4 protein-coding genes are annotated in these 4,708 nt (G+C 61.8%); 1 reads left to right on the forward strand and 3 read right to left on the reverse strand.

Annotated elements, in window-relative coordinates; all coding sequences use genetic code 11:
• Nucleotides 1-24: 24 nt before the first annotated feature.
• Together PPP56_RS11380 and PPP56_RS11385 are read right to left on the reverse strand one after the other, a co-directional pair.
• The gene (locus PPP56_RS11380) at nucleotides 25-381 is read right to left on the reverse strand and encodes a hypothetical protein (RefSeq protein WP_353564165.1); all 357 of its coding nucleotides are present in this window, start codon (nucleotides 379-381) and stop codon (nucleotides 25-27) included.
• Nucleotides 382-431: 50 nt separating this feature from the next.
• Complete coding sequence (locus PPP56_RS11385; RefSeq protein ID WP_353564166.1) at nucleotides 432-1,637, reverse strand: pyridoxal phosphate-dependent aminotransferase; 1,206 nt, start codon at nucleotides 1,635-1,637, stop codon at nucleotides 432-434.
• Between the two features lie 553 nt (nucleotides 1,638-2,190).
• On the opposite strand from PPP56_RS11385, the gene PPP56_RS11390 reads away from it, so the two are divergent.
• Nucleotides 2,191-3,684, forward strand: coding sequence for an aldehyde dehydrogenase family protein (locus PPP56_RS11390; protein ID WP_353564167.1), 1,494 nt, complete (start codon nucleotides 2,191-2,193; stop codon nucleotides 3,682-3,684).
• A gap of 253 nt (nucleotides 3,685-3,937) precedes the next feature.
• Here PPP56_RS11390 and PPP56_RS11395 read toward each other — a convergent pair.
• Nucleotides 3,938-4,708, reverse strand: a 771-nt coding sequence (locus PPP56_RS11395; protein ID WP_353564168.1) for a methylmalonyl-CoA mutase family protein, incomplete at its 5' end; no start/stop codon positions are given.

A 4,708-nucleotide genomic window follows, 5' to 3' on the forward strand; every position in this document is an offset into this window, starting at 1 on the left:
CAGACTGCACTTTCAGACTGCACTTTATGATGGGTTTACCCACATACGCCATCCGTTGTGGAGTGCCCGTGCGAAGACTGCTCCCAGCGCGCCCGAGAGGGCACCAATGCCAGCAGGCAGCACGCCAAGTACAGGCGCCGGTACGCCACCGGTAGCCTCACTCAGAAACGACAGCAGCGCCAGCGTGGGGGCGTCGTGCACAAGCAGCGTGTACAGCACGAGCACGCCCCATCCAAGGGCAACACCTGTCGTGCCAACGAGGACGTGCCGCGAGGCCACGGCGGCCGCGCATCCCGCAAGTACCGTAGCAGGCCAGCCCACAAGCAGGTGAAGTCCGACCGAGAGGGCAGCAACCCCAGCGATGTAGAAAACCGTTCGCATAACACAGCTATAGCACAGCGGGATGTGAGCGCGAAGAGGAGCGCAACCGATCAGCTGTTCTGATGCTTTGCGGCGAAGCGCTGAATGCGCACGACAGCCTCTTTGATGTCGTCGAGTCCGGTAGCATAAGAGCAGCGGACATATCCAGCCCCACTCGGTCCAAACGCATCGCCGGGCACGCACGCGACGTGCTCTTCTTCGAGAAGACCTTGCACGAACGCTTCAGAGCTGAGTCCGGTGGATCGGATATCGGGGAAGCAGTAGAACGCGCCTTCGGGCTCAAAGGTAGGCAGACCGGCCTCGTTGAGTCCGTCGACCAGCACACGGCGGCGTTCGTCGTAGGCCTGGCGCATCTCCTCGACCTCGCCCTGACACTCTGTGATGGCGGCATGCGCGGCGATCTGCGAGACGGTCGGCGCACTCATGATCATATACTGATGCACCTTGTAGAGGCCGCGCAAGAGGGGAGCAGGAGCGCAGGCATAGCCGATGCGCCAGCCCGTCATGGCATATCCCTTGGAGAACCCGCCGAGCAAGATCGTGCGCTCACGCAGCCCGTCGATAGAAGGGACGCAGACGTGTCCGCGGTCGTGGGCCTCGCCGTAGACCAGGCGGTCGTAGATCTCGTCGGAGATGACGAGCAGGTCGTGCTGCTGCACCAGTGCGGCAATGTCTTCAAGCGTGTCGCGCCGGAGCACAGCCCCTGTCGGGTTGTTGGGGTAGCCCAGGAAAAGCGCCTTGGTATCTGGCGTAATGTAGGATTCGAGCGTCTCGGCGGTCACCTGAAAGTTGTTCTCAACGCTTGTGGGTACGTGCACTACATTCGCATCTGCAAACCGCGCGGTGGGGGCATAGGAGACGAAGCAGGGCTCGGGGATGAGAATCTCATCGCCGGGGTCGAGCACCGAGAGCATGGTGAGCTGCATAGCCTCGCTCACCCCTACGGTCGTCAGAATCTCGTCGTCCGCATCGTACGAAACGCCGTAGCGAGTGGCGAGCTCATCGGCGATCGCCTCGCGCAGGTCAGTCCGCCCGGCATTGGCCGTGTAGCTGGTTTTTCCGGCATTGAGCGCATCAACGCCGGCCTGCACCGCAGGCTGTGGCGTAACGAAGTCGGGCTCGCCGATGCCGAGCGAAATCACGTCATCCATCGTCGCCGCGATCTCAAAGAAGCGCCGAATGCCACTGGGTGGGGTAGAGCGAACGCGCTCGGAGAGGTACGCTTCCAGATCGGCAGCAACGGTAACATCAGACATACAGCATTGGAGGAATAGAGTGAGCAAAACCAGAACCATGTGATGTACCGCTGCTACGGTGGGGAGATCCGGACGGCTTGGGCTGGCGTCTGATCGCATAGGGGCGCTTCCCCTCCAAAAAACCCTGTCATGGTGAGCAAAGGCCGACGAAGCCCCGACCGTTGTCGGGGGAGATCTTTACTCACTGCGTTCGCCTGCCCGGACCTGATCCGGGATCTCGCTGCGCTCGTGTCAGACTCCGCGCCTCCTAAACGGAGCCGCTCCGCTCAAGATGACAAGCTGTGTGTGGTGGTTGTGGTGTATGGAGCCGAGCGGAGCAACCCCACAAAAAACCTTGTCATGGTGAGCAAGCGAAGGCCCCCCAAGGGCCGGAGCGCGTCGAACCATCTCCCACTCCGTTAGCGGGCGCCTCTCTCAAGATAACAGTGTTTGGCCAAAAGCGCTTTTCGTGCATAATACGAACATCGCCGTTGAGAACGCACCAGGCATCCGCTATACTGAACATACGCTTCGCATCCCTTTTGGTACATTTTGGGTACACTATACTCCGCTTATGGCTGACCTCTTTAAGAACTACATCGACGGAACCTGGCAGGCGGCTACGCCCGGTACGACCTTTGCCAGTCGCAACCCGGCCTCCTTTCAAGACGTGATCGGCCACTTTCCTGCATCGGGGCCCGCAGACGTTGACGACGCTGCCGCCGCGGCGCAAGATGCGTTTCCGGCCTGGTCGAGCACGCCGGCCCCCGAACGTGGACGCATTCTGAAACGGGTCGGCGATCTGCTCCTGGAGCGCAAGAACGACCTCGCCGATGCGATGACCCGCGAGATGGGGAAGCCCCTCAGCGAAACCCGGGGCGATGTGCAAGAGGCCATCGATACCGCCTACTACGCCGCCTCCGAAACACGGCGCCTGTTTGGGCACACCGTTCCAAGCGAGCTGCCCGACAAGTTCAACATGACCATCCGCCGCCCGGTCGGTGTGTGCGGACTGATCACCGCCTGGAACTTTCCGATCGCGGTGCCTACCTGGAAGATCTTTCCGGCGCTTGCGGCCGGCAACACCATTGTGTTCAAGCCCAGCGAGGAGTCGCCGCACTGTGGCGCGCTGCTCGTTGAGGTGCTCGAAGACGCGGGGGTGCCTGCGGGGGTTATCAACCTTGTGCAAGGCGATGGCACGGTAGGGGGCGCCGTCGTCGAGCATCCCTCTGTTGATGCGGTCTCGTTCACCGGATCGACCGAGGTGGGTAAGAAAATCGGGGCGACCTGCGGACGCCTCAACAAGCCGCTCTCCCTCGAAATGGGCGGGAAGAATCCCATGATCGTTATGGCGGATGCGGACCTCGACTTGGCGCTCGAAGGCGTGCTCTGGGGGGCCTACGGCACGACCGGACAGCGCTGCACGGCCACCAGTCGCCTCATCGTGCATGAGGACGTGCACGACGAGCTGGTCGGTCGCATCCAGGACGCCGCCGAAGGGCTTACGCTCGGCGATGGACGCGAAGAGGGCGTGGATGTGGGCCCGCTCATCAATGAATCGGCACTCAAAAAGGTGCAGTCCTACATGCAGATTGGCCAGGACGAAGGCGCTACGCTTGTCTTTGGCGGCACCACGCCTGATAATCCGGATCTGCAAGATGGCTACTTCTTTGAGCCTACGCTCTTCACCGGTGTAACGCCGAACATGCGTCTGGCTCAGGAAGAGATCTTCGGGCCTGTGCTTAGCGTGCTCACGGTGTCGTCGTACGAGGAGGCTGTTACGGTTGCCAACAATACCGACTACGGACTTTCCTCCAGCATCTACACTGAAAACGTACGCCATGCCTTCCAAGCTATGCACGATCTGGAAGCCGGTATCACGTACGTTAATGGTCCTACGATCGGCGCCGAAGCGCACATGCCCTTCGGTGGTGTGAAAGATACTGGCAATGGCCACCGCGACGGCGGCTGGGAGGTGTTTGATTTCTACACCGAAACCAAAACGGTCTACGTCGACTACTCCGGGCAGCTGCAGAAAGCGCAGATGGATAATGCGCCGGATGCGTAGGTTCAGGCAGGCAACACAAGACGGTCTGACTTTTTAGGTCAGGCTCCCTTCCTTCAAACGCCCCCCATTCCGACAGAATGGGGGGCGTTTGTTGTGCGTATCTGAACTGCTCGCGATCGCGTCCTATGGTCAGTGTTACTATGATCCGTATCGTGGTGGGCGCGCGCTGAACCATCTCCTGCTCAGGTGGCCGTGCCCGAAAGGAGAACTCGAAAGGAGGGGGGCTATCGCACCGTGGACGTGTAACGCAACGCTACACCGCAGCAGGGGCGCGCTGCTCCATGAGCACATCCAGAATCTGTAGCGCAGCCTCGGCGATGACGGTGCCCGGACCAAAGACGCCGGCGACGCCTCGTTCATACAGAAAGTCGTAGTCGGCATGAGGGATGACGCCGCCAACAATCACGAGAATATCGTCGCGCCCGTAGTCGCGGAGCGCCTCGATGACCTGCGGCACAAGCGTCTTGTGTCCGCCCGCCAGGCTCGACACGCCCAGCACGTGCACATCGTTTTCGACGGCCTGCCGCGCCGCTTCTTCCGGCGTTTGGAAAAGCGGACCGATGTCTACGTCGAAGCCGAGATCGGCAAAGGAAGTGGCGATGACCTTGGCGCCGCGGTCGTGTCCGTCCTGGCCCATCTTAGCTACGAGGATGCGCGGACGGCGCCCGGTGGCATCGGCGAAGGCATCGGCGCGCTCCTGGGCCTGCTGAAAGGCGTCGCTGGTCTGCGCTTCGGATGCGTACACGCCGCTGACGGCCTGCGAGGTGGCCGTGTGGCGTCCGTAGACGTCTTCGAGCGCCTGCGAGATCTCGCCGAGGGTGGCGCGGGCACGGGCGGCATCGACGGCACGATCCAGCAGGTTGCCGGTGCCCGTCTCCGCGGTATCGCGCAGCGCGTTGAGCGCACGTCGCACTGCGGCATCGTCGCGCGCCTCCTTCAATTCGGACAGCCGTTGTAGCTGCTGACGCCGCACGGCCTCGTTGTCGACCTCCAGGGTGTCGATGGGCTCCTCCGCATCGCGCTG

It is taken from the genome of Longimonas sp. (assembly GCF_040409695.1).
Taxonomy (GTDB): domain Bacteria; phylum Bacteroidota; class Rhodothermia; order Rhodothermales; family Salinibacteraceae; genus Longimonas.

What these genes read in the sequence shown, in the direction of transcription:
- PPP56_RS11380 (WP_353564165.1), bottom strand. Translation starts at nt 381, where the DNA reads ATGCGAACGGTTTTCTACATCGCTGGGGTTGCTGCCCTCTCGGTCGGA.
- PPP56_RS11390 (WP_353564167.1), top strand. Translation starts at nt 2,191, where the DNA reads ATGGCTGACCTCTTTAAGAACTACATCGACGGAACCTGGCAGGCGGCT.
- PPP56_RS11385 (WP_353564166.1), bottom strand. Translation starts at nt 1,637, where the DNA reads ATGTCTGATGTTACCGTTGCTGCCGATCTGGAAGCGTACCTCTCCGAG.